Below are 23,936 nucleotides of genomic sequence, written 5' to 3'. Positions count from 1 at the left end.
GAGACTGAGACTGACGTTCAGCCTGAGCAGAGGACGGTTCCGGTGCAGGTTCGAATCCTGCCCCCGGCACGGCACGCCGGGGTGGCCCAACTGGCAGAGGCAGACCGGCCTTGCATCAACCTCAGACTATCGCTCCAGGCTCAGTATTCCCGCCGATCGCCAGATCGAACAGTCGCGGGAAACGGTCGTCGAAGTGTGGGTTCGAGTCCGACCCGCGCCTCTAGGCACGTGGCGCGGTAGCTCAATGGCAGAGCGCGACGAATATCAGATTGACCTGCGACTTTAAACGCCGCTGGCGTGCGAGATGGGCGGAAAACGGGAGCCCCCGGCTTGGGTAGGCCGGGGGCTCCGCTATCGCTACGTCGACCGCTGCCGGTCGACAGTGCATCAACCGCCGATGGCGACCGATGCCGCCGATCCGCTCAGCGGCGGGTCTTGGGCAGGTCGTACTGGTCGGCGGCGCGGCAGTCCTTCGGGCCGCCGACCGCCGCCGGACCCAGCCGGTCGAGTGTCCGGCGGGCCCGCATCCGGCCCAGGTTCCAGGCGTACCAGGGGTCCTCCTCATCGAGGTCCCGGGCGATCCAGCTCAACGTGCAGCGGCGGACCGGGCCGGGCAGCTTCGCCAGGGCCGGCGTCGCGTCGGCGGAGAGCGCCCGCAGGTACCAGGCGTCGATCTCGCCGGTCTGCTCGTACCGGGTGATGTTCCGCTGGGCGGCGTAGTCCTCCGGGTTGAGCACGGCCAGGCTGAGCAGCATCACCACGGCGAGACCGATGGTGGTACGGGGGATCCAGGTGCCCCGCCACCGGATCCCGGCTGCCATGACCATCAGGAAGACCGCGCCGAGCAGCAGTTCGAACGCCATGACGAAGATGCGTTCCCCGGTGAAGCTGTACACCTTCTGGTAGGTGTACATCCGGGACAGCGCGGAGACCACGATGACGACGCTCAGCGCGCTCAGCAGGCCGAGCAGAACCCGCAGCAGGACGCGCTCGACCGGTCGGTCCCGGCGGGCCCAGCGGGTCACCCCGCCCAGCACCGCCAGGGTCAGCAGCGTGACGATGACCAGCTGCCAGAACCCGCTGCGGGCGTACTCGGCGTAACTGAGCCCGGTGGTCCGCAGGACGTGCCGCTGGCCGCCGAAGAGCACGGTGAACTGTACGGCGACGAAGCCGCCGAAGAGCAGGGTCAGCCCGCCGATGGCGGGTGCCCACTCGCCCACCCCGATCCGGCGCCTGCTCGGCCTGTCCACCGTGGACAAATCCGGTGGGGCGGCCAGGGTGTAGACGGCGGCGACCGCGACCAGGGCGCCAACGGCCAGCAGGAAGATCCAGCCGAACACGGTACCGACGTTCACCTCGGGTACCAGTTTGCCGAGCATCGTCGAGAAGGCGACGTCGGCCGAGGAGAGCAACGCGCCGAAGACGAGCAGCACGACCACGGTGGCGGCCACCGACCCGACGATCCGTCGGACGATCCCGGGATCCTTGGTAGGCCGGATGTGCCGGCGTACCCACGGCAGCCCACGCAATGCCGCGATCGGTGCCGCCACCAGGCTGAACAGGATCGACCGGATCAGCCGGCCACCCACGATGGCCAGTGCCGTGCAAACGAGCGCGCCGAGGACGCAGAACGTCACCAGCCACCAGGCGTTACGGAAGGCGAGCACCGCGAGCAGGGCCAGGGCCGCCCCCGCCCAGCCGGCCCGGATCCACCGTTCGGTATGCGGCAGGTCGGCGGTGGTCCGCCGGACCGCCGCGACGACCCCGACGGTGAGGGTCAGCCAGCCGAGGAACCAACCGATACCGGTACGGCCCAGCGGAAGGAAGAAGGCCAGCCCCAGGGCACCGGCGAGAACCGCCGCAGGTACGGACCGGCCCTGCGCGGGTGCCGGACCGGGCCAGTGCCGCGTGAAGAACGACGGCTGTGCCGGCCGGGGCGGGATCGCCTGGTACATCGGCCTGGGCGGTGGCCCTGACGGCGCCCACTGTGGTGGGCCAGCGGCCTGTGGCGGGACGGGCGGTGCGACGACCGGAGGTGTGACCGGAGGTGCTGCCGGTGGCGGTGCGGTGACGGGTCGCGGTGCGGTGACGGGGGGAGCGGCGGGGGCGGTGACGGGCGGAGCGGCGGGGGCCGGGGGAGTCTGTGCCGCACCGGAGGTGACCGTGGCGCCGGTCGGTGCGGTCGGCTCCGTACGGACCTGGTCCACTGCCGGGGCGGGCGGGGTGGTCGGCTCCGCACCGGCCTGCTGCGGGTCGGCGGTGCCGGCCGGCACCAGGGGGACGAAGAGCGCGTACCCACGGGTGCCGGGCGGCACGGTGACCGGGATCGCCCAGGCGGGCACACCGTCCGGTCCGGGCCACGTCATGGCCTGCGGTGCCGCCTCCGTACCGGGCATGACCAGCAGGTACGGGGGTGTCGCCTCGGCGGGGGCCTTGCCGTCGCGGGGGCCGGACGCCGCCGGACTCCCGGAGGGATCTGTAGCCGGTGGCGGCTCGGGCACAGTGTTCTCCTTGATCAGCGGGGTGGGGACACACTGTAGGCCCATCCCTCCGCCCGCCGCCGCCCCGCACAGCCCACGGCCCTGCGGGCCCCAGCCGCGGGACCGTGGGGAAGAGAGACGGCAACGGCCTCGATCACCAGCCCAGTCGGTCGGCCGCGAGTGCGGTGCCCTCGATCCGGGCGCGGATCTTCGACCAGGCGGTGTCCCGTGACGTCGACAGGTCGTCACCGAACGGCGCGAAGCCGCAGTCGTCGCAGGTGCCCAACCGGGACGGATCCGAGGTACTCGGCAGCGTGCAGCACCCGGTCCCGGACCTGCTCGGCGGTTTCCACCGTCGGGTCGATCGGATCGGTCACGCCCACGAAGATCCGCTGCTCCGGTCGCGCGTGCTCGGCGATCGCGTACACCGTCCCTCGCCGGTATTCCGGATCGGCTGCGGTCGGTGAAGCAGAAAGCTCAACCCGCGAGGGTTGAATCCCCCTGCTTCAGCTCGGGAAGATGTCAAGCGTGGAACGTAGCCACGGTCCACCGGTCCCTCAATACTCGAACTTGCGATGCTGCCCGCGACTGATCATCCGACGGGGACGGGTGCGCCGCGCCCGGTACTCGACGGTCACCATGGCCATCCCGGGGCCGGTCGACCACCGGGGCCGGCCGATCGCCGGTCGGTCCGGGCGGCTACCGTCAGGCCGGTGAGTACCGCATCTACCCGGGTCCTGCCCGCCGGTTCCGGCATCGCCGAGGCTGCCGGTGTGCTGCGGGCCGGAGGCCTGGTGGCCTTTCCCACCGAGACGGTCTACGGCCTCGGCGCCAACGCGCTGGACGCCCGGGCGGTGGCGCGGGTGTTCGAGGCGAAGGCGCGGCCCCGGTTCGACCCGCTGATCACCCACCTGGCCGCCGCCGCCGACCTCACCGATCTGGTCGGTCGGCTGCCCGCAGCGGCACAGGCACTCGCCGAGCGGTTCTGGCCGGGACCGTTGACCCTGATCCTGCCCCGGCCGGCGGCGATCCCGGCGATCGTCACCTCGGGCCTGGACACCATGGCGGTCCGGGTACCGGACCATCCGGTCGCCCAGGCGCTGATCGCCGAGGCCGGCGTGCCGGTCGCCGCGCCCAGCGCCAACCGGTTCGGCCAGCTCAGCCCGACCCGCGCCGAACACGTGGTGGCCGGACTGGGGGCAGCGGTGGACCTGGTCCTGGACGGGGGACCGGCCCGGTGCGGCATCGAGTCGACCATCGTCGACGCCCGGGGGGACCGTCCGGTGGTGCGCCGGCTCGGTGCGCTGCCGGTGGAGGCACTGGTCGAGGTGGTCGGCCTGGTCGAGGTCGATCCGGGGAACTCCGGCCAGCCGACCGCGCCCGGCACGCTGGCCGCGCACTACGCCCCGGGTACGCCGTTGCGTCTGGTCACCGCGCCGGTACCGGCCCGGCAGCCGGACGGGGTACGCCGGGGCTACCTGGCCCTGCGGGACCGGCCGGCCGACGGGTACGCCGCCGTCGAGGTGCTCTCGGCCAGGGGTGATCTGACCGAGGCGGCGGCCCGGCTCTTCGAGGCCCTGCACCGGCTGGACGCCGCCGGGGTGACCGAGATCCTGGCCGAACCGGTGCCGGACACCGGTCTGGGCCGGGCGATCAACGACCGGCTCCGCCGGGCGGCGGCCACCTGGCAGTAGGACGGCGGCGCGGGGCCCGGTCACGGGTCACCGGACCCCGCTGCGTCCCGCCGGTCAGCTTCCGGTGATCACCTCGTGTCGGCCGAGGGCCGCGGTACGCTGCTGCACCAGCGTCCGGAGCCGGGTGGCGTCGGTCTCCACCGACCCGGCGTCCACCCCGTCGACGGTTTTCAACACCGTGGTGATCGCGTCGAGCGTCTGCGTCGCCCGTCCGCTGCCGTAGATCTCCTGGTAGAGCGCGCGGTAGGCGTTCTCGTACTCGTCGGTGAACGCCGAGCTGGCCAGAAACCGCTCCTTCAGCCGGTGGCCCGTCATCATGCCGCCGCGCGGCCCGCCCTGGCCGTTGCCGCCACCCGGCTGGGCCGCGTCACCACCGGGCTGCACCACCACGTCGCCCGGCTGGGCCGCGCCGCTAGGTGCCGGCAGGCCCCCGCCGCCCAGGTTGCGCATCATGCCGAACCCACCGCTGTCGTGCGGTCCCTGCTCCGCGTTGCCGCTGAAGGTCAGGTTGTGGTCCCAGCCGATCACCCGGAACCTCTTCGTCCCCAGGTCGTACCAGAGGTAGTAGTTCCTACCCGGGCCGGCCATGTCGTCGAAGTTGAGCAACAGGTTCTGTAGGGCCACGTAGCGGGCGAACGACGGCACGTCGACCCGGTCGGCTAGGCCGGCGTCGAACTCCTCGTCGCCGGCACCGTCGACCCACTGGATCAGGTCGATGACCGGTTGCAGGTCCTGACTGCCCCGCATGGTGATCTGGTTGAAGTCGTCCTGGTACTCGACCGGGTCGTCGCCCTGGTCGGTGAACCTGCTGCTGGCCAACGACTTGTACAGCACCCCGGTGGAGTCCAACCGCTCGGCGAAGTTCCCGTCCGGGTGCTCGACCAGCAGCCGGGCCGTCTGCGGCCGGTCGTTGACCCGGAACGACGTGTAGGCGTAGCGCTGGGCCGGTTCACCGGTGCTGTCGAGCAGCGCGAGCGACAGCGCCTCGTTCAGTACCGTCGAGCCACCGCCCATCCCGCCGACGCGAACCGCGATCTCCTGGTGCCCCTGGTAGCGCCGGCCCTCGACGAACTCGTCGAACCGGATCAGCCAGGGCAGGGTCTCCGGTTCCTCGCCCTTCAGCCCGACCCGTGACATGCCCCCGCCGGGGAGCATCCCGCCGCCGGGCCGCTGGCCGTCACCTCCTGGCATGCCACCGGGTCCGCCCGCGCCGCCCTGCCGCGACGATCGGGTCTGTCCCTTCCAGGTCAGCGCGCCCAGCGTGGAGTTGCCCTTCAGCCGGATCCCGACGCTAGGGATGAAGGTGCCGTCGATGGTCAGGTCCGCCTCGACGTACTCCTTCTCGCCCTCCTTGAAGTAGGTCTCCAGCATCCGTTCGTAGTCCGCGTCCCGGAAGCTGATCGAGATGGTGTGCGCCCTCGTCGGGTCGAACAGCTCCCCGCTCCCAGCGATGTCCACCGCGACCGCTCCGGACGGGACGTCGCTGCTGCTGGTGACGTACGGACGGATCCGTTCGGTACTCAGCACGAGGGTCAGCACAGCCAGGAACGCGGTGCAGACGGTCAACAGCCGCCAGTTCTGGCGTACCCGGACCGGTATCCGGTACCGGATCCGGCGCGGGAGCAGCGGACGGCGGATCCGGGGCGCGGACATCACAGGTCCGTCTGGTCGTAGCCGGTCAGCACGGTGACCCGCTGGCCGGAGTTCCGCTCGCCGAGCGCGGTGATCAGGTCGCCCGGCTCGCCGCCCTTCTTCAACCGGACCGTGTACATCAGTTCGGTGAGCGCTCCGGCCCGGATCGACTCCATGCTGACCAGCTCGAACTCGGTGGTGTAGCGGACCAGCACGTCCCGGATGTCGGCGGTGTGGTTGGCGCCGGCCGGTACCTGGACCTTGACCACCTGCCGCTGCACGTTCAGGGCGAACCAGTTGAACCGGTACATGACCAGGATGATCAGGCTGATCGCGACCGCCGCCACGACGGCCAGCGTGTAGAACCGGGTGCCGCAGGCCATGCCGACACCCATCACCAGGAAGATGAAGCCGACGTCGCGGGTCTCCTTGATGGCGTTGCGGAACCGCACCACCGACAACGCGCCCACCAGGGCGAAGGCCCGCGCGATGTTGGAACCCACCACCAGCATGATCAGCGAGATCAGCATGCCGAGGATGATCAACGTCTGGACGTACGACTGGCTGTACGACACGTTGCGGTGGGTGGCCCGGTAGACCCAGCCGATCACGGCACTCAGCAGGAACGACAGGGACAGCGCGATGGCGATGTCGCCGACGCTGAACGTGCCGGACAGATCCTGGAACGTGATGTCCATCGGTATTCAGGCCTCGTTTCGGGGGCTGGCCGCCGACAGTTCGGCGGCCGGGTCGTCGTCGGGGAGGTGGAAGACCGAGCGCGGAGCGCGTCCGAACGCCTCCACGCTCTGGCAGTACTTGGAGACCCGCACCACGGTCAGTTCGGCGCGGGCGGTGAGGTCGGTCAGCCAGTACGGGACCCGCTCGTTCGCCTTGACCTCGACGATCGACCGGGACGCCGGGACGATCAGCCGGTTCTCGGCGTCGGCGCCCAGGTGGAAGTCCCGGTCCCGGCCGCGTACCCGGTGGTCGAGGGTGACCCGCAGGCCGAGGTCGGCGTCCCGTCCGACGAATGCCTCGCGCTGGTAACCGGTCATCGCCGTCGGCCGCAGGTCCAGACCCGAGACGAGCCCGAGCACCTCCTCCAGGAAGGCACGCTGGGCGGGGTCGTGCTCGACCATCCTGCGCTGGTCGCAGAGCTGCCGGGCCAGCCGGTACGGCAGGGCCACCCGGCGTTTCTGGGTGACCCGGTTGACCCGCTGCTTGATCTCGACGTACACCGTGGTGTCGTCGTCGACCGTGGAGCGGTCACCGTAGTGCCGGATCCGGAGCTTGCGCCGGAACCGCAGCCCTTCGATCTTCTCCCAGTAGAACCGGAGCCCGGCGGTGTCGTAGTAGACGCTCCACACGCCGTACCCGCCGTCGGTGCCGTGGCTGTCCGGGGCGAGCCGGGCGGTCAGTTCCTCCCGTAGCGTCGCGATCCTGCTGGTCTCGACCAGGTACTTGATCTCGTACCGGTTGAACGCGCGCAGTCTGCCCGGGGCCCGCAGCGCGTGCCCGGCCCGGTCCGGGTCCGCCGTGGCCGCCGCCCGGGCCCCGGTCGGTGTGTCCTCGTGACCGTGCTCTCCGGGGACCGGGTCGGAGCCGTGGTGTCCAGGGACCGGGTCGGAGCCATGGTGTCCCGGGACCAGGTCGGACCGGGTGGCGGGACGGGAGAACCGGAAACGCATCGGTCGCACTGCTCCTTCTGCTGCCGGTGACGGGTCAGCAGGAGCAAAGCGGGCGGGTGTGGAAACTCCGTATGAACAACCTGTGGATCAGCTATGTATGCCGGTCGGCCGATGGATGAACGGCGGTGGGCCGGACCCGGTGAGCAGCGGTACGGCGCTCTGCTCGACCGGTGGCCGGTGCCCGCCGAGCGACGGCTGGTACCCCACCTGTGCGGGGTCGCGCACCCCGCACAGGGCGGGCGGCTCCGGTCAGCCGGCCAGCCGGGTCACGTCGGTGACCGTGGCGTCGGCCGGTGGGGCGAACGCCGTCGGGTCGGCCTCGGCGGAGAACTCGGCCAGCTCGATGGCGGCCTCCTCGCCGGTGTTGAGCCGGCCGCTGAACGAGGCCAGCACGCCGGCCTCCGTGACACAGACCGAGAAGTCCTCGACCAGTTCGCCGGTACCGCCCTGCGGGTCCTCGATTCCGGTGACGTCCGCGCAGAGCGACGGCTGCCCGGCAATGGTCCGTTCCGACGTACTCACGTCACTGCTCGGGATGATCGCGGCGGCGGCGACCAGGCCGAGGGCCAACTCCGGGGTGACGAAGCCGGCGCCGGCCACCCCGGCGACCAGGGTGGCGTCGGCGGTGGCCGCGCTCGCGGCGGCGTTCGGTGCCGCCTGGCAGTCGGCGCCGTCGCAGAGGATCAGGCTCTGCGGGGTGGAGATGATGCGGTCGTCGCCGTGTACGAGAGCGGAGTTCGGCGGCGCCTGGACGATGGTGACCGTGCCGTCCGCGCCACCGGTCACGGTGTATTGGGCGGTGTAGGTCAGCGTGGCCGCCCGGCCGAGCCGGTCGGCGAAACCGCCGAGGGCGTTGGCGGTGTCCACGGCGTTCTGCACGGTGTCCAGGACACCGCAGCCGGCGCCGAGGGCGACGACGGTGGAGAGGGCGGCGAGGCGGGCGGCGGTCGTACCGGAGATGGTCGTCATGCTGACGACTGTGCGGCCGGTGCCGACCGTCCAGGGACGGTCGGCACCGGGGATGACACGAAACCGGGAGAGCGGCCGCGCCCGGTCCGCGTGGCGGGTGGCTGTCGACCCACCGCCACCCGGCCCGGAGGAGCCGGCCCGCTCCCTATGCTCGGCACATGGAACTGCGGATCTTCACCGAGCCCCAGCAGGGCGCCACCTACGATCAGCTGCTCGCCGTGGCCCGGTGCGCGGAGGACGCCGGCTACGGCGCGTTCTTCCGCTCCGACCACTACCTGAAGATGGGAGACGTGAGCGGCGAGCCGGGCCCGACCGACGCCTGGACCACCCTGGCCGGGCTGGCCCGGGACACCAGCCGCATCCGGCTCGGCACCCTGATGACCGCAGCCACCTTCCGGCTCCCCGGTCCACTGGCGATCACCGTTGCCCAGGTCGACGCGATGAGCGGCGGCCGGGTCGAGTTGGGCATCGGGACCGGTTGGTACGACGCCGAGCATGCCGCCTACGGCATCCCGTTCCCCGCGCTGGGGGAGCGGTTCGACCGTCTTGAGGAGCAGCTCGCCATCATCACCGGCCTCTGGGCCACCCCGCCCGGCCGGACCTTCGACTTCTCCGGCACCCACTACACGGTGACCGGGTCGCCGGCACTGCCCAAGCCGGTCCAGTCGCCCCGCCCGCCGGTGCTGCTCGGCGGGATGGGCGCGAAGCGTACCCCCAGGTTGACCGCGCGCTACGCCGACGAGTTCAACCTGCCGTTCGTCAGCGTCGAGGACAGCGTCACCCAGTTCGACCGGGTCCGGGCCGCCTGTACCGCCATCGGCCGCGACCCGGCCGGTCTGCGACTGTCCAACGCCCTGGTGCTCTGCTGCGGACGGGACGACGCGGAGGTCACCCGGCGGGCCGCCGCCATCGGCCGCGAGCCGGACGAACTGCGGACCAACGGCCTGGCCGGTACCCCGGGCGAGGTGGTCGACAAGATCGGCCGGTACGCCGCCACCGGCAGTGAGCGGATCTACCTCCAGATTCTCGACCTCGCCGACCTGGACCACCTGGAACTGGTCGCCGCCGAGGTCGCCCCGCAACTGCGCTGAGTGGCCCACCGTCCCGGGGCCGGCCGCCGCACCCATTCCGCCCGGTGCGGGTGGTTGCCGGCCGGCCCCGGGGCGGACACTCCATATGCGACGGTGGTAGACAGGCGGCAGCAGTCGCCGACAACTGGGGGTGGGTCATGGCCGATGACGGTGTCACCGGGACGCGGGTCGAGGTGGAGGTCGAGGTCGATCTGTCAGCCGGGGAGTTCTGGGATCTGATCACCGACGTCACCCGGATCGGCCAGTGGAGCCCCGAGTGCCGGTACGCCGGCTGGATCGCCCCCGCCACGTGGCCGCCCCGGGCCGGCGACCGTTTCGAGGCGCACAACGAGTTCCCCAACGGCATGGCCAACGACGTGACGTGCCTGATCACCGAGGCGACCCGACCCGACAGCTACGCCTGGGTGGTACTCGACGACACGGCCGACCCGCAGCGGCCCGCCGCCCGCTGGCGCTACGACCTGTTCCCCACCGACCAGCCGGGGCGGACCCGGGTCCGGCACAGCTTCGAACACGGCCCCGGGGAGAGCCGCCTGCGGGAGATCATCCGGAGCGCCCCGGAGCAGAGCGCCGCCATCGTCGAGATCCGCCGCAAGCAGTTGTGGCGCAACATGACCGGGACGATCGAGACGATGGTGCGGCGCACGCGTCCCGCAGGGGCGGACGCCGGCTGACGGTGGCCGGGACACTGCGCAACCTACCCGGAACCGACGCCCGCCGGCGCGGGACCGGCCCGGTGCCGGCCGGTCGCGCGGGTACAGTTCGTCCCGCCCGGCCGGCGAGGTGCCCCGGGAACGGGGGGAGCCGCACGATGACCGCTTCGCAGGCGGACGGACGCGACGCGGGGGCGAATCGGCGTACCGCAGGGGCAGAGGGCAGCGCCGCAGGGTCGGATTGGCGTGCCGCAGCGGCGGAGGGCAGTGCCGCAGCGGCGGACGCGCTGGTCACGGCGGCGGTGACCGCGCTGCGCGGCACGGACACCCGGGCCGCCGAACGGCACCTCGACCAGCTGATCGTCGGCCCCGGCGGGCCGGCCGGGCTCGTCGCCGTCGACGCCACCCTGTTCCGGCGCCTCGAACGGGCCGTCGGCAGGCTCTGGACCCGTGGCTGGCAGCCCGTCGACGTGGCCCGGATCGCCGCCCGGCGGGCCGGTCCGCGTACCGCCCGGCTGGTGGTGGACCTGCTCGCCGCCGAGCGGCGCGGACATCCCGCCGGCACCGTCGGCGACTGGTGGGACGCCCAGCTCCGGGCGCTCGACGCCCGGGTCCGGTGGGACCGGGACGAGGGGTACCTGACCGGCTTCGCCGCCCGGGAGGGTACCGACCGGATCGACGTACTCCGGGACGCCGTCGAGGCCGTGGCGCTGCTGGAGAGCCTGCCCCCGGTGGCGCTGCTCCGGCCGCCGCCGGGTGGCGCACCGGTCACCGCCACCGGTCCGGTGACAGGTGGGAGTGGTTCCCGGATGCTCGACCGGGTCCGCGCCCTGCTGGCGAAGGCCGAGTCGACCGGTTTCCCGGAGGAGGCCGAGGCGCTGACCGCCAAGGCCCAGGAGCTGATGGCGCGGTACAGCATCGACGACGCGCTGCTGGCGACCGGCGGACCACAGGCCGACCAGCCGGGCGGCCTGCGGCTCGGTACCGACAGCCCGTACGAGGCGGCCAAGGCGCTGCTGGTGCAGCAGGTGGCCGAGGCGAACCGGTGCAGTTCGGTCTGGCAGGCCGATCTCGGGTTCGCCACCGTGCTCGGCTACCCCGCCGACCTGGAGGCGGTGGAGCTGCTCTACACGTCGCTGCTGGTGCAGGCGACCACCGCGATGCTGCGCGGCCGGGCGGAGCGCCGCCGGACCGGGGGCGGACGGCGTACCCGCAGCTACGACGAGTCGTTCCTGAACGCGTTCGCGTTGCGGATCGGGGAACGCCTGCGCCACGCCAGCGAGCAGGCCAGCCGGCAGGCGGTCGCCGACGAGGGGGCCGACCGGCTGCTGCCGGTGCTCGCGGCCCGCTCCGACGCGGTCCGGGACCGGGTCGACGCACTCTTCCCCGGGGTACGCCGGCAGCGCCTCACCATCCGCGACGACGAGGGCTGGATCTCCGGTACGGCTGCCGCCGACCGGGCCGCGCTCGGTACCCCCGGAGGTGCCGCCGGACGGGCCACGGCCGGCCGGATCCGCGACCGCCGATCCTGACCCCGTCATCCCCGTCACCCCCGTCACCCCCGTCGACCCCGTCGACCCCGTCGATCATGGAGTTGTGGTGCCCCGCAGAAGCCGCGAAACGGGGTACACCGCCCACCACATGTCCATGATCGACGGAGGGTGGGCGGTGGGCGCGAGAATGACCCGGTGTACTTCGGCATCCTGGGGTCGGTCGAGGTGCGGACGGCGGACGGCCGGCCGGTGCCGCCGGGTGGTCCACAGCTCCGCGCGCTGCTCGCCCTGCTGCTGCTCGACGCGGGACGCGAGGTCGGCACCGGTCGGCTGATCGAAGGGCTGTACGGCAGCCGTCCGCCGGGCAACGTGGCGAACGCGTTGCAGTCACAGGTCTCCCGACTGCGTCGGGCGCTGCGCGCCGCCGGCCCGCCCGGACAGCACCGGACGCTGATCGAGTCCGGCCCGGTCGGCTACCGGCTCGCCGTCGACCCGGATGACGTCGACGCGTACCGGTTCGCCCGGCTGGCCCGGGACGGCCGGGTGGCGTTGGCCGCCGGTGACCCGGCCCGGGCGGTGGACCTGCTCACCGGCGCCCTCGGTTGGTGGCGGGGTGCCGCGCTGGCCGATGTCGCGGACGCGCCCTTCGCGGCGGCGCCGGCCGCCCGGCTGGAGGAACTCCGGTTGACGGCGGTCGAGGACCGGGCGGAAGCCGCGCTCGCCCTCGGCGAACGGGACGGCCTGATCGCCGAACTGCGTGCCGTGGTGGCCGCCCAACCGCTGCGGGAACGCCCCCGGGGTCAGCTCATGCGGGCGCTGTACGGAGCCGGCCGGCAGGCCGAGGCGCTGGCCGTCTTCGCCGACCTGCGACGGGTACTCGCCGAGGAACTCGGCACCGAACCTTCCGCCGCCCTGACCGCGGTGCACCTGGCCGTGCTGCGTGGCGATCCGGTGACCCCGCCGGTCCGGCCGGCCGCACCGGTGCCGGTGCGGCCGGTAACCGATCCGGCACCGGGCAGCCCATCGGTCCGGCCGGCTGCCGTTCCGGAGCCGGTGACCGTTCCGGAGCCGGTGGCCCCGCCGGTCCGGCTGGCCCTTCCGGCGCCGTTGAGCAGCTTCATCGGCCGGGCCGACGAGGTGGCCCGGCTCGGCCGGCTGCTCGACACCGCCCGGCTGGTCACGGTCACCGGGCCCGGTGGGGTCGGCAAGACCCGGCTCTGCGTCGAGGTGGGCGGCCGTCGGCCGGACGAGGTCTGCTTCGTCGACCTCGCGCCGCTCACCGACGGCGACCAGGTCGCCCCGGCCGTACTCGCCGCGCTCGGGTTGCGCGAGGTGGGTCTCACCGCAGCCGCCGGACCGTCCATCCCGGACTCCGGGCTCCCGGCCCGGTCCCTTGGACGCCTGGTCACCGCCCTCACCGGCCGGCGCATACTGCTCATCCTCGACAACTGTGAGCACCTGATAGCCGGTGCGGCCCGGCTCGCCGCGGCTCTGCTCGGTGCCTGCCCCGAACTGCGGATCCTGGCCACCAGCCGGGAACCGCTCGGCATCACCGGCGAGCTGCTCCACCCGCTGCCGCCGCTGGACCTGCCGCCGGCAACCGCCGGGACGGCACCGGATCCGGACCTCGCGCTCCGGTCCGCCGCCGTGCGGCTCTTCGTCGACCGGGTCACCGCCGTACGTCCCGACTTCATCGTCGACGCCGGCAATGTGGCGACAGTGGTCCGGGTCTGTACTGCGCTCGACGGCCTGCCGTTGGCGATCGAGTTGGCGGCGGTACGGCTGCGGGCGCTACCGCTGGACGAGGTGGCCGCCCGGCTCGACGACCGGTTCCGTCTGCTGTCCCGGGGGGACCGGACGGCCCTGCCCCGGCACCGGACCCTCCGGGCCGTGGTGGAGTGGAGCTGGGAACTGCTCACCGGGGCGGAACGCCGGCTGGCCCGCCGGCTGACGGTCTTCGCCGGTGGCGCCACCCTGGCCGCCATCGAGCAGGTCTGCGCACCGTTCGACGACGCGGAGCCGGATACCGCCCAGGAGCCGGATAACGGTCCGGTGGCGGGAGCCGGACCGCAGACCGACGCCGGGGATGCGGGTACCGGCCAGGTTGATGTCGCCGACCTGCTGGCCGGGCTGGTCGACCGGTCGCTGGTCGAGGTCGTCGACGGGCGGTACCGGATGTTGGAGACGATCCGTGCGTTCGGCGCCGAGCGGCTGGCCGAGGCGGGCGAGGCGGAACGGTACCGGCGGGCACACGCCGGGTACCTGCTCGGGCTGGCCGGCGTCGCGGACCCGTGGCTGCGCCGGGCCGAGCAGGTGACCTGGCTGGCCCGGCTCGCCGCCGAGCACCGTAACCTCCAGGCCGCCCTGTACTGGGCGGTACGCGCCGACACCCACCTGGCGCTGCGGCTCGTCGGCGCCCTCTCCGGCTACTGGTACCTGCGCGGGTCGCGCAGCGAGGTGGCACCGCTCACGGTGGACCTGCTCCGCGCCGTGGGGGACGAACCACCACCCGGGCTGACCGAGGAGTACGTCCTCTGCCTGTTCCACGCCGCGTACGCGGTCGGCGTCACACCGGACCTGCTGGACCGGGCTGGTCGACTGGTCGCCAGCCTGCCGGGGCCGCCCCGGCAGGCGTACCTCCTGGTGTTCTGGGCGCAACTCGGCGGTCCACCCGGCTCCGGCGCTGCGGACCGGGCCTGGTTGATCGGGCCGGAGCCCTGGCCCCGGGCGCTGCACCGGTTCGGTGCCGGATTCCTCCGGCTGTTCCAGGGGGACCTGGCGGCGGCGGAGGCCGAACTTCGTCCGGCGCTGGCCGGTTTCCGGTCGGTGGGCGACCGGTGGGGGACCGCCCAGGCGCTGGACGCCCTGGCGGCGCTCGCCGACCGCCGGGGCGACCGGGCGGAGTGTCTCGCGCTGACCGACGAGGCGCTGGACCTGGTCGGGCAGCTCGGTGCCGGGGAGGAGGTGGCGGAACTGCGCTGCCGGCGGGGCGACCGGCTGCGGCGCGCCGGTGACCTCCCAGGGGCGCGGGCCGAGTACGCGGCGGCCGCCGGACTCGCGGCCCGGGTCGGCCTGCCGCTCACCCTGGCGCAGGCCCGCTCCGGGCTCGGTGCGGTGGACCGGTTCGCCGGTGATCTGCCCTCGGCCCGGTCCCATCAGGAACACGCCCTGACCGCGTGCGCCGACGGGTGGCTGGATTCCGGCATCCGGGTCCGGGCGCTGGGGGAACTGGGCCGGATCGCCGAGGCCGAGGGGGACGTCGGGCAGGCCCGGACCCGACACGGGGAGGCGGTACGGATCGCCCTCGGCCTGCGGAACGTGCTCGACGTGGCCGATGCCGCCGAAGGGCTGGCCGGTGCCATCCTGCGGGGCGGGGACGGGGTACGGGCGGCCTGGCTGCTCGGCGTCGCGGAGGCGCTGCGCGGACCCGGCGTACCCGGTGACCCGGACCTCGCCCGGGTGGTCGCCGAGACTCGCGCCCGGCTCGGGTCGACCGGGTACGCCGGGGAGTTCGGCCGGGGTGTGGCGGCGGGACCGACGGCCGGGCTGGTCGCGCTGGCCGCCCTGGTCGGGGCTGCTGCGCCGGGCGTACCCGCAGCATGCGCTGGGCCCGGTGGGTCGCCACGGACCGACGTGCCTTCTGGGCCGGACGGGTCGGTCGCCGTGCCTTCTGGGCCGGACGGGTCGGGTGGGTCGCTGGTGTCCGGTGGGGCGGACGAGCCGGTCAGCGGGCGGTCAGCGGTTGGTGCGGGGCCGGTCAGCGGGCGGGCCGACGGTGGTGTCGAGGAAACACGGACCACCGCCTGACGAGGAGCCGACATGGCCGACCCGAGCGCCGCCACGACGATCAGCAGGACCGGCGACCCCGGTCATCCCGGCGGCGACCCCGGCCATCCCGGCGGCGGGTCGGTCGACGACCATCCGGCGGCGGAGTCCCCCGGGCGTCCGGCCGGCTCCGGACCGGAGCGGCGTACCCGATGGTGGCGCCGTCCCTGGATCGGGCCGCTGGCGGTGGTCGCGGTCGTGTTCGTCGCGTTCTCGCTGCCGCCCTATCTTTCCCTCGATCCGGCCCGGTCCCGGATCCCCAACCCGCCGGATCTGAGCTGGTACCACCCGATGCTGGTGGTGCACGTCATCTTCGGTGCGGTGGCCCTGCTGACCTGCTGTCTCCAGGTGTGGCCCCGGTTCCGGCGCCGGTACCCGGTCGCGCACCGCCGGATCGGCCGGGTCTACGTCTTCGCCGGGGTACTGCCGGCGGTCGCGGTCGGTCTGCCGCTCGGCGCGGTGAGCCCGTTCGGTCCGGTGGCCCGGGTCAGCAACGTCCTGATGGCCAGCCTCTGGCTGCTCTGCACGGTGGCCGGGTACCGGGCCGCCCGGCAACGTCGGTACGCCGACCACCGGCGCTGGATGGTCCGCAGCTTCGCGCTGACCACGTCGATCATCACGAACCGGGTCTGGGGCGCCGTCTGGACCATCGGGCTGTGGCCGCAACTGGACACCACGTTCGGCGGGGACGAGGACCGGCTGGTCCAGACCGTCGCCGGGATCACCACCTGGCTCGGCTGGGTGCTGCCGCTGCTGATCGCCCAGTGGTGGCTGGACCGGACGTCGACGTCCCGCCGCTGAGAGGTGTTAATAAGGGGCCCTTCCTCTACCGAAAACGTTAAGCGGGGGCCCTTCCTTACGTCTTCAGGCGGTCGCGGAGGGTGCTGCGCTGCACGGCCCGGCTGATGTCGCTGGGGGAGACGATGCCGACCAGTCGGCCGTCGGTCACCACCAGGGCCCGCCCGTCCGCGCACTCGCTGAGCCGGGGCAGCAGGTCGGTCAACGGTTCCTCCGGGCGGGCGAGGACCAGTTCGTCGGCGCGGCAGGAGACCTCGCCGAGGGTGGTGCCGGCCCGACGGTTGGCCGGGATACCGCGTACCCGGTCCAGGGTGACCAGGCCGACCGGCCGGTCGTCCTCGGTCAGCGGCAGCGCCGAGTGCCGGTACGCGAAGAGGTAGTGGTCAACGAAGTCGGCCACGCTGACCCCGGCCGAGACGGTCTGCGGTTGCGGGGTCATCACGTCGGCGACCCGCACCCCGCGCAGTGCCGCGCCCGTCCGGGCCTGCCGTTCCTCCATGGCGGCGGCGCCGATCAGGAACCAGCCGATCAGCGCCAGCCAGAGCCCGCCGACCGCCGCGCCGGCCAGGAACTGCCAGAGCCCGAACGCGATCAGCAGGGCGCCGAGCCCCCAGCCGGCCCGGGCCGCCACCACGGCGGCCCGGTTCCGGTCGCCGGTCCACTTCCACACGGCGGCCCGCAGCAGCCGGCCGCCGTCGAGCGGTGCGGCGGGCAGTACGTTGAACACGGCGAGGAGCAGGTTGATGCCGCCCAGCCAGGCGAACGCGCCGACCAGCAGGCCATCCTGCCCGACGACGGCCAGCGCGGTGGCGATCGCCCCGAAGAAGATCCCGATCAGCAGGCTGACCAGCGGCCCCACCCCGGCGATGCGTAGTTCCGCGCCCGGGTTGGGGGCGTCGCCGCGCAGTTCCGCCACCCCGCCGAAGAGCCAGAGGGTGATCCCGGAGACCCCCAGTCCGTTGCGTTTCGCCACGACCGCGTGGGAGACCTCGTGGGCGAGCAGGCCGGCGAAGAAGACCACCGCCGCACTCAGCCCGGCCAGCAGGTACGCCCAGCCGGGTTCGCCCGGGTACGCCTCGGGGAACTGCCGGGCGGACAGCCCCCAGGCGATCAGGGCGAAGATCACCAGGACGCTCCAGTTCACGCCGACCGGTACTCCGGCGATCCGGCCGAGCCGGAAACTGGCCCTCATGTCCGCTGATCCGTCCGCATGTCCGGCGGATACCCCGGCTGGCGGGGACCAACCGTCGCCGTCCGGCTACGCCGCCGGTGAAGTCGCTGACAATTCGTCGCGAAAGTGGTCAAGCCGGCTGACCTGCGGTAACGCTGGACCGATGCGCCTGCGCCCGCCCCTGAACCGGCTCTTCCCCCTGCTGCTCTGTGGTCTGCTCGCCGGGCTCGTCGTGGCCGTCGCCGTGCTGCCGGCCAACCTCGCCTTCGGGCTGGTGGTCCGGTCGGCCGCCGGACAGTACGCCGACCTGCCCGAGGTGCTGCGCACCCCCGCCACCGCCCAGCGGTCGTACCTGTACGCCCGGGACGGCAGGACGCTGATCACCACGTTCTACGACGTCAACCGCACGGATGTCGGGATCGAGGAGATCGCCCCGGTGATGCGGGAGGCGATCGTGGCCGCCGAGGACACCCGGTTCTACCGGCACAACGGGGTCGACCTGTTGGGCCTGGCCCGGGCTGCCGTGGCGAACGTGGTCGGCGGTGAGGTCCGCCAGGGCGCGTCCACGCTGACCATGCAGTACGTCCGCAACGTGCTCAAGTCCGACCCGACCCTGACCCAGGAGGAGCGGGAGCAGGCCACCGCCGAGACCGTCGGGCGCAAGCTCCAGGAGATCCGGTACGCCGTCGCGCTGGAGAAGCAGCTCGGCAAGGACGAGATCCTCAACCGCTACCTGAACATCGCCTACTTCGGTGCCGGGGCGTACGGCATCACCGCCGCCAGCGAACGCTACTTCGACAAGGCCCCCGCCCAGCTCACCCTCGGTGAGGCGGCGCTGCTGGCCGGTCTGGTGCAGTCGCCGGAGGCGTACAGCCCGATCGGCGGGGACCTCGACGCGGCGGTGGCCCGCCGGTCGTACGTGCTGGACGCGATGGTCGGTACCGGCGTGATCGGTCAGCAGCAGGCCGGTCAGGCGCGGACCGAACCGGTCGAGTTGAAACCCACCGAACAGCCCAACGGGTGCGTAGCGGTCCCGTCCGCGCACGACGACTGGGGCTTCTTCTGCGACTACCTGCGCCGCTGGTGGTTGGAGCAGCCGGCGTTCGGGTCGACCGTCGAGGAGCGGGAGCAGGCGTTGCGCCGGGGCGGCTACACCGTGGTCACCTCGCTCGACCCGGTCGCCCAGGCGTCCGCCGTGCGCAACGTCGCCGACGTCTACGGGTACGACAACCCGCACGCCCTGCCGTTGGCGGCGGTGGAGCCGGGCACCGGCCGGGTCCGGGCGATGGCCGTCAACCGGCACTACAGCCTCGCCGACAACCCCGCCGACCAGGTCAACCACCCGAACACGGTGAACCAGCTGGTGGCCGGTGGCGGTGCGATCGACGGCTACCAGGCGGGGTCGACCTTCAAGCTGTTCACCATGCTGGCCGCGCTGGAGGCGGGCCTGCCGCTGGACACCGGGTTCGACGCGCCGAGCCGGCTGTCCACCCGGTACCCGGACGACGGGCCGGACAACTGCGCCGGTACCTGGTGCCCGGCGAACGCCAACCCGGAGCGGATGGACGGCTACCGGACCATGTGGGACGGCTTCGGCCGGTCGGTGAACACCTACTTCGTCTGGTTGTCCGAGCGGGTCGGCCCGGCGAAGGTGGTGGAGCTGGCCCAGCGGCTCGGGATCAGCTTCCGGGCCGACGCGGACGCCGCGTTCGCCGACGGTGACGCTGCCAACTGGGGGGCGTTCACCCTGGGCGTGGCCGCCACCACCCCGCTGGAACTGGCCAACGCGTACGCCACGGTCGCCGCCGAGGGGGTGTACTGCGTACCGCTGCCGGTGGAGTCGGTGACCGCGCCGGACGGGACCGCCGTACCGGTGCAGCCGTCCTGCCGGCGGGTGCTCGACGCGGACGTGGCCCGCGCGGCGACCGACGCGGCCCGCTGCCCGGTCGGCCAGCAGTCCACCTTCGGGCGCTGCGACGGCGGTACCGCCACCGGTGTCGCCCGGATCATGGACGGCCGGCCGATCGCCGGCAAGACCGGCAGCTCGGAGGAGAACGCCACCGAGACGTTCGTGGCCTTCACCCCGCAGCTCGCCATCGCCAGCATCGCCGCCAACCCGGACGACCCGACCGACTCGGTCGGTGGCCCGGTGCAGTCGCAGGTGATCGCCGCGGTTGCCCAGATCATGGCCGACACGCTGAAGGGCCAGCCGGTACGCCAGTTCACCCCGCCGAGCGCCGCCCTGGCCTTCGGCGCCGACGGCCCGTCCGGACCGCCGAGCGACCCGCCGGTGGACCGCCGGGCCGGGCAGCCGGAGAACCGGCAGCCGTTCGGCGGCGGCTGGCGCAGCGGGATGGCCGGTACGACCGGGTAGCCAGGTGACCCGGGTGGCCGGTACCCGGGTTCCGCCACCGACGCGTTAGTGTCCTGATCTGCCGTGGACCGACCGACGCTGGGGATGGGGAGAAGTGGCAGAACTTACCGGCAAGGTCGCCCTGGTCACCGGCGGTAGCCGGGGTATCGGCGCGGCGATCGCCGACCGGTTGGCCGGGGACGGGGCGGATGTGGCGATCACCTTCGTCAGCGCGGAGGGCCCGGCGAAGGACGTCGTCGCCGGGATCGAGTCGCGGGGGCGGCGCGGACTGGCGGTGCGGGCCGACAACGCCGACGGGGAGGCGGTGGCCCGGGCCGTGGACCGGGTGGTCGCCGAGTTCGGTCGGCTGGACATCCTGGTCAACAACGCCGGTGTCTTCTCGCACGGGCCGGTGGAGGAGGTCACCACCGCGGAACTGGACCGGGCGATCGCGGTGCACGTACGCGGGGCGTTCCTGGTGACCCAGGCGGCGGTACGGCACCTGGGCCAGGGCGGCCGGATCATCAGTATCGGCAGCAGCTTCACCGGGCGGGTCGCCTTCGGTACGGCCAGCGTCTACGCCATGACCAAGAGCGCGCTGAACGGCCTGACCCGGGCCCTGGCCCGGGAACTCGGCCCCCGGGGGATCACCGTGAACGTGATCCATCCCGGTGCCACGGACACCGACATGAACCCGGCGGACGGCGCCACCTCGGACCGCCAGCGGTCGTTCATCGCCCTCGGGCACTACGGCACGCCGGTCGATGTGGCCGCCACGGTCAGTCACCTGGCCGGTCCGGGTGGCCGTTACATCACCGGTGCGGCCATCGCCGTCGACGGCGGCATCACCGCCTGAGGGTCGACGGCGGCATCACCGCCTGAGGGTCGACGGCGGCCGGCGTCAGATGAGCACGCTCCAGGTGACCGGCCCGACGAGACCATCGACGACGAGGCCGTTGCGGCTCTGGAAGCTGCGTACCGCGTTGGCGGTGACCGAACCGAATCCGCCGTCCACGGGGATGCTCGCGCCACGGGCGTTGAGCGCGGTCTGGAGGCCGCGTACCAGGTCGCCGGAGTTGCCCTCCCGCAACGGCAGGATGAGTGCCGTCCAGGTGATCGGCCCGACGTACCCGTCGGCGTACAGGCCACGACTGCTCTGGAACGATTTGACCGCTGACGTGGTGGCCGGGCCGTAGACGCCGTCCACGACCACCGAGATACCGCGCGCCCGTACCAGGTACTGGATCACCCGGGGAACCCAACCCGAGGCGCCCTGGCTGACGCCCGGGTAACCGGTGCTGCCGAGCGGGGCGGTCGAGCCCAGGGCGATCCCGCGGTTGGCCAGGAACACCTTGGGGTCCAACGTGGTCAGCCGGGGCAGGTGGATCTCGAAGTGCAGATGCGGGCCGGTCGAGTTGCCGGTGGTGCCCATCAGGCCGACCAGTTGTCCGGCGCTGATCGTCTGTCCGACGCTGACCAGCACCCGGTACAGGTGGCCGTAGTAGGAGAAGTAGTTGTCCCCGTGGTTGAGGTGCACGCTGTTGCCGGTGCGGCCGGGCAGCGGGCCGCTCGTGGTGTCGCCCGGGTACGAGTTGGTCTTGATGTCCCGGACCGTCCCGGCGGCCGCCGCGTAGACCGGCGTGCCCTGGCTGTTCGCGATGTCCCAGCCGGTGTGGCCCGGTCGGCTGGGGGTCTTGTAGCCCGAGGTCAGTGTGCCGAGCGTCGGGTTGCTCCAACTGCCGACGGCCGCCAACGCCGGGTTCGGCAGGCCCAGCGCACCCGCGCCCAGGCCGGCGCCGAGCGCGGCGAGCAGGGTGCGGCGTCGGGTCTGCATGCCGGGTGCGTGGCCGGACCGGGCGTCGTCGTCCATCGGCGCTCTCCCCACTCGATCACACGGCGGACGGGTGGTCGATCGGCCGCCAGGAAGATACATCGTAGATCATCGATATGCGCTCCGGCAATGCGGCGGACCGGGGCTCTTCTGTCCGTGCGGGGCAGGACGGGACGGACGATTGGCGAACGATCCGGGATAGTGGGGCGGGTGACCGACCTGACCGACGACGGATTCCGCTGGCTTGAGGACCTTGACACCGCCGAGGCGACGGGCTGGGTGGCGGAGCGCAACGCCGAGACGGTCGCCGGGTACGCCGGCGACGACACGTTCCGCCGGCTGCGCGACGACATCCGGCGGGTGCTCGACGCCGACAACCGCCTCCCCTACCCCACCTGGCGCGGCGAGCATCTCTACAACTTCTGGCGGGACGCCGCACATCCCCGGGGGCTCTGGCGACGTACCACGTTGGAGAGTTACCGAAAGCCGGAGCCGGACTGGGAGGTGCTGCTCGACGTCGACGCCCTGGCCGCCGCCGAGGGGGAGAACTGGGTCTTCAGCGGGGTCACCATGCTCCGCCCCGGATACCGGCGCTGCCTGGTCAGCCTCTCCCGGGGCGGGGCCGACGCCACGGTGGTCCGCGAGTTCGACGTCGAGCAGCGTGCCTTCGTCCCTGACGGCTTTTACCTGCCGGAGGCGAAGACCACGGTCAACTGGATCGACGAGGATCACATCTACGTCGGCACCGACTTCGGTCCGGGCTCGCTGACCACGTCCGGCTACCCCCGGGTGGCCCGCCGCTGGCGGCGGGGTACGCCGCTGGCCGAGGCCGAGACCATCCACGAGGGCCACCCGGACGACGTCAGCGTCTACGCGACCCACGATCCCACCCCCGGTTACCCCCGGGACTTCGTCGGCCGGCAACTGGACTTCTTCCGCAACGAGAGCTACCTGCGTACCCCGGAGGGCGGCCTCGTCCGCATCGCGGTACCCGAGGACGCGAGCTGGGACGTGCACCGCGAGTGGCTGCTGATCCGCCTGCGTTCGGCGTGGACGGTCGACGGGGTCGACCATCCGGCCGGTGCCCTGCTGGTTACCCGGTTCGACGACTTCCTGGCCGGGCGGCGCGACCTGACGGTGCTCTTCACGCCGGACGGGCACACCGCGCTGAGCTACCACGGGTGGACCCGTGACCATCTGATCCTGGTCCTGCTGCGGGATGTCCGGAGCCGGCTGGAGGTGCACACCCCGACCGGGGAGGGCTGGCAGCGCCGCGCGCTGGCCGGCGGGGACGACTTCGACCACGTGGCGGTCGTGGACACCGAACCGGATCTCAGCAACGGGTACCTCATCTCGGCCACCGGCTACACCCGACCCACCACGCTGAGCCTGGGCGAGATCGACGGGCCGGCGCAGCAGCTCAAGGCCGAGCCGGCCTTCTTCGCCCCGGACGGGCTGACGGTCCGGCAGTTCTTCGCCACCTCCGACGACGGCACCCGGGTGCCGTACTTCGTCGTCGGTGACCCCGCCGCCACCGACGCGCCGACCCTGCTCAACGCGTACGGCGGGTTCGAGGTGCCGATGGTGCCCGGGTACGACCCGGTGATCGGGCGCGGCTGGCTCGCCCGGGGCGGTACCTACGTGGTGGCCAACATCCGGGGCGGCGGCGAGTACGGTCCGGACTGGCACCACGCGGCGATGCGGGAGCGCCGTCCGCGCGCCTACGAGGACTTCGCGGCGGTCGCCGCCGACCTGGTGGAGCGGGGCATCACCACCCCGGCCCGGTTGGGCATCCGGGGCGGCAGCAACGGCGGCCTGCTGATGGGGGTCATGCTGACCCGCTACCCGGCGCTCTTCGGTGCCGTCGTCGCCACCGTCCCCCTGCTCGACATGCGCCGGTACCATCTGCTGCTCGCCGGGGCGTCCTGGACGGCCGAGTACGGCGACCCGGACGACCCGGCGGACTGGGCCTACCTGCGCGAGTTCTCGCCCTACCACCAGGTACGCGCCGGGCAGCCCTACCCACCGGCCCTCTTCGTCACCTCGACCAGGGACGACCGGGTGCACCCCGGACACGCCCGGAAGATGGTGGCCCGGCTCCGTGGGCACGGTTACGACGTCGCCTACTACGAGAACGTCGAGGGCGGGCACGGCGCCGCCGCCGACAACGCGCAGCGGGCCTTCATCTCCGCGCTGACCATGCACTTCCTCTGGCGGCACCTGACGGAACAGGCGTAACCGGTCGGTCCCGGTCCGGT

Annotated in this window: 18 protein-coding genes; 9 read left to right on the top strand and 9 right to left on the bottom strand. The window is 72.8% G+C overall.

The features are described from left to right. Nucleotides 1-422: 422 nt before the first annotated feature. Nucleotides 423-2,501: a DUF4153 domain-containing protein gene (locus V6U90_RS01585; RefSeq protein ID WP_334430714.1), complete on the bottom strand. Its 2,079-nt coding sequence runs from the start codon at nucleotides 2,499-2,501 to the stop codon at nucleotides 423-425. A 224-nt stretch (nucleotides 2,502-2,725) separates the two neighbouring features. Next, on the bottom strand, nucleotides 2,726-2,908 hold the full coding sequence (locus tag V6U90_RS01580) for a hypothetical protein (RefSeq protein ID WP_334430713.1): 183 nt from the start codon (nucleotides 2,906-2,908) through the stop codon (nucleotides 2,726-2,728). A gap of 309 nt (nucleotides 2,909-3,217) precedes the next feature. Between V6U90_RS01580 and V6U90_RS01575 the strand changes: the two genes are divergently transcribed. Beyond that, nucleotides 3,218-4,174: an L-threonylcarbamoyladenylate synthase gene (locus V6U90_RS01575; RefSeq protein ID WP_334430866.1), complete on the top strand. Its 957-nt coding sequence runs from the start codon at nucleotides 3,218-3,220 to the stop codon at nucleotides 4,172-4,174. Nucleotides 4,175-4,228: 54 nt separating this feature from the next. Here the strand turns inward: V6U90_RS01575 and V6U90_RS01570 are convergent, their stop codons facing one another. The 5 genes from V6U90_RS01570 to V6U90_RS01550 all read right to left on the bottom strand — a co-directional run bounded on the left by V6U90_RS01570 (nucleotide 4,229) and on the right by V6U90_RS01550 (nucleotide 8,463). Then, nucleotides 4,229-5,827 (bottom strand): CotH kinase family protein, encoded by a 1,599-nt coding sequence (locus V6U90_RS01570; protein ID WP_334430712.1) that lies wholly within the window; start codon nucleotides 5,825-5,827, stop codon nucleotides 4,229-4,231. Further along, entirely contained in the window at nucleotides 5,827-6,504 is a 678-nt protein-coding gene (locus V6U90_RS01565; protein WP_334430711.1) for a DUF4956 domain-containing protein, read from the bottom strand. Before V6U90_RS01565 ends, V6U90_RS01570 begins: the two co-directional genes overlap by 1 nt. Nucleotides 6,505-6,510: 6 nt before the next feature. Next, nucleotides 6,511-7,494: a polyphosphate polymerase domain-containing protein gene (locus tag V6U90_RS01560; protein ID WP_334430710.1), complete on the bottom strand. Its 984-nt coding sequence runs from the start codon at nucleotides 7,492-7,494 to the stop codon at nucleotides 6,511-6,513. Nucleotides 7,495-7,581: 87 nt separating this feature from the next. Further along, nucleotides 7,582-7,719 carry a hypothetical protein gene (locus tag V6U90_RS01555; RefSeq protein WP_334430709.1) on the bottom strand — a complete coding sequence of 46 codons (138 nt, stop codon included), beginning with the start codon at nucleotides 7,717-7,719 and terminating at the stop codon, nucleotides 7,582-7,584. Between the two features lie 24 nt (nucleotides 7,720-7,743). Beyond that, a complete protein-coding gene (locus V6U90_RS01550) occupies nucleotides 7,744-8,463 on the bottom strand; it encodes a hypothetical protein (protein ID WP_334430708.1) in 720 nt (239 codons plus the stop codon). 158 nt (nucleotides 8,464-8,621) lie between these two features. Here V6U90_RS01550 and V6U90_RS01545 point away from each other — a divergent pair, with 158 nt between their 5' ends. The 5 genes from V6U90_RS01545 to V6U90_RS01525 all read left to right on the top strand — a co-directional run bounded on the left by V6U90_RS01545 (nucleotide 8,622) and on the right by V6U90_RS01525 (nucleotide 16,326). After that, nucleotides 8,622-9,554, top strand: a complete 933-nt coding sequence (locus V6U90_RS01545; protein ID WP_334430707.1) for an LLM class F420-dependent oxidoreductase — start codon at nucleotides 8,622-8,624, stop codon at nucleotides 9,552-9,554. Between the two features lie 137 nt (nucleotides 9,555-9,691). After that, nucleotides 9,692-10,228 (top strand): SRPBCC family protein, encoded by a 537-nt coding sequence (locus tag V6U90_RS01540; protein ID WP_334430706.1) that lies wholly within the window; start codon nucleotides 9,692-9,694, stop codon nucleotides 10,226-10,228. Nucleotides 10,229-10,365: 137 nt separating this feature from the next. Beyond that, nucleotides 10,366-11,739, top strand: coding sequence for a DUF2786 domain-containing protein (locus V6U90_RS01535; RefSeq protein WP_334430705.1), 1,374 nt, complete (start codon nucleotides 10,366-10,368; stop codon nucleotides 11,737-11,739). Nucleotides 11,740-11,895: 156 nt separating this feature from the next. Beyond that, on the top strand, nucleotides 11,896-15,507 hold the full coding sequence (locus tag V6U90_RS01530) for an AfsR/SARP family transcriptional regulator (RefSeq protein ID WP_334430704.1): 3,612 nt from the start codon (nucleotides 11,896-11,898) through the stop codon (nucleotides 15,505-15,507). A 12-nt stretch (nucleotides 15,508-15,519) separates the two neighbouring features. Then, nucleotides 15,520-16,326, top strand: a complete 807-nt coding sequence (locus V6U90_RS01525; protein ID WP_334430703.1) for a DUF2306 domain-containing protein — start codon at nucleotides 15,520-15,522, stop codon at nucleotides 16,324-16,326. 55 nt (nucleotides 16,327-16,381) lie between these two features. On the opposite strand, the gene V6U90_RS01520 is transcribed toward V6U90_RS01525, so the two are convergent. Continuing rightward, nucleotides 16,382-17,515: a site-2 protease family protein gene (locus V6U90_RS01520; RefSeq protein ID WP_334430702.1), complete on the bottom strand. Its 1,134-nt coding sequence runs from the start codon at nucleotides 17,513-17,515 to the stop codon at nucleotides 16,382-16,384. 142 nt (nucleotides 17,516-17,657) lie between these two features. Here V6U90_RS01520 and V6U90_RS01515 point away from each other — a divergent pair, with 142 nt between their 5' ends. Together V6U90_RS01515 and V6U90_RS01510 are read left to right on the top strand one after the other, a co-directional pair. Then, on the top strand, nucleotides 17,658-19,868 hold the full coding sequence (locus V6U90_RS01515; protein ID WP_334430701.1) for a transglycosylase domain-containing protein: 2,211 nt from the start codon (nucleotides 17,658-17,660) through the stop codon (nucleotides 19,866-19,868). Nucleotides 19,869-19,962: 94 nt separating this feature from the next. Beyond that, the gene (locus V6U90_RS01510; RefSeq protein WP_334430700.1) at nucleotides 19,963-20,703 is read left to right on the top strand and encodes an SDR family NAD(P)-dependent oxidoreductase; all 741 of its coding nucleotides are present in this window, start codon (nucleotides 19,963-19,965) and stop codon (nucleotides 20,701-20,703) included. A 45-nt stretch (nucleotides 20,704-20,748) separates the two neighbouring features. On the opposite strand, the gene V6U90_RS01505 is transcribed toward V6U90_RS01510, so the two are convergent. Next, a complete protein-coding gene (locus V6U90_RS01505) occupies nucleotides 20,749-21,717 on the bottom strand; it encodes a peptidoglycan-binding protein (RefSeq protein ID WP_334430699.1) in 969 nt (322 codons plus the stop codon). Between the two features lie 171 nt (nucleotides 21,718-21,888). Here V6U90_RS01505 and V6U90_RS01500 point away from each other — a divergent pair, with 171 nt between their 5' ends. Further along, complete coding sequence (locus tag V6U90_RS01500) at nucleotides 21,889-23,916, top strand: prolyl oligopeptidase family serine peptidase (protein WP_334430698.1); 2,028 nt, start codon at nucleotides 21,889-21,891, stop codon at nucleotides 23,914-23,916. Nucleotides 23,917-23,936: the final 20 nt, after the last annotated feature.

It is taken from the genome of Micromonospora sp. CPCC 206060, from assembly GCF_036906895.1.
Taxonomy (GTDB): domain Bacteria; phylum Actinomycetota; class Actinomycetes; order Mycobacteriales; family Micromonosporaceae; genus Micromonospora.
The sequence above is the reverse complement of the archived record's forward strand: the minus strand, read 5'-3'. Positions and strand labels throughout refer to the sequence as shown.

Bases quoted from the DNA above. Each gene is read 5' to 3' on its own strand.
- V6U90_RS01570 (WP_334430712.1), bottom strand. From the start codon at position 5,827: ATGTCCGCGCCCCGGATCCGCCGTCCGCTGCTCCCGCGCCGGATCCGG.
- V6U90_RS01565 (WP_334430711.1), bottom strand. From the start codon at position 6,504: ATGGACATCACGTTCCAGGATCTGTCCGGCACGTTCAGCGTCGGCGAC.
- V6U90_RS01560 (WP_334430710.1), bottom strand. From the start codon at position 7,494: ATGCGTTTCCGGTTCTCCCGTCCCGCCACCCGGTCCGACCTGGTCCCG.
- V6U90_RS01550 (WP_334430708.1), bottom strand. From the start codon at position 8,463: ATGACGACCATCTCCGGTACGACCGCCGCCCGCCTCGCCGCCCTCTCC.
- V6U90_RS01545 (WP_334430707.1), top strand. From the start codon at position 8,622: ATGGAACTGCGGATCTTCACCGAGCCCCAGCAGGGCGCCACCTACGAT.
- V6U90_RS01540 (WP_334430706.1), top strand. From the start codon at position 9,692: ATGGCCGATGACGGTGTCACCGGGACGCGGGTCGAGGTGGAGGTCGAG.
- V6U90_RS01535 (WP_334430705.1), top strand. From the start codon at position 10,366: ATGACCGCTTCGCAGGCGGACGGACGCGACGCGGGGGCGAATCGGCGT.
- V6U90_RS01525 (WP_334430703.1), top strand. From the start codon at position 15,520: ATGGCCGACCCGAGCGCCGCCACGACGATCAGCAGGACCGGCGACCCC.
- V6U90_RS01520 (WP_334430702.1), bottom strand. From the start codon at position 17,515: ATGAGGGCCAGTTTCCGGCTCGGCCGGATCGCCGGAGTACCGGTCGGC.
- V6U90_RS01515 (WP_334430701.1), top strand. From the start codon at position 17,658: ATGCGCCTGCGCCCGCCCCTGAACCGGCTCTTCCCCCTGCTGCTCTGT.
- V6U90_RS01505 (WP_334430699.1), bottom strand. From the start codon at position 21,717: ATGGACGACGACGCCCGGTCCGGCCACGCACCCGGCATGCAGACCCGA.